1 pseudogene is annotated in these 240 nt (G+C 43.8%); it reads left to right on the forward strand.

The annotated features are described in order from the left end of the window. Positions 1–109 precede the first annotated feature (109 nt). Positions 110–240, forward strand: a pseudogene (locus SB773_RS34335) (alanine--glyoxylate aminotransferase family protein); the annotation flags it as partial.

Raw genomic sequence — 240 nt, forward strand, 5'->3', positions numbered from 1 at the left:
GTGCAAGGATGGGACATTGTCCTGAAGGAAAAGAAGACGGATAAACATAAAGAAGTGAAGATGTTGAATGAATTGAAACGGGCAATTCGGACCTGCATTCACCACTATCATGAATGAAGTGATGGAAATGCTGCGTTTGGTTTTTCAAACGAAAAATAAATGGGCGTTCCCGATAGATGGCACCTCAAGATCCGGCAATGAAGCGATTCTATGCAGCATCATTGAGCCGGGGGATAAGGT

Origin of the sequence: Bacillus sp. SIMBA_074 (assembly GCF_046534555.1) — a bacterium.
GTDB classification, from domain to species: Bacteria; Bacillota; Bacilli; order Bacillales; family Bacillaceae_G; genus Bacillus_A; species Bacillus_A mycoides.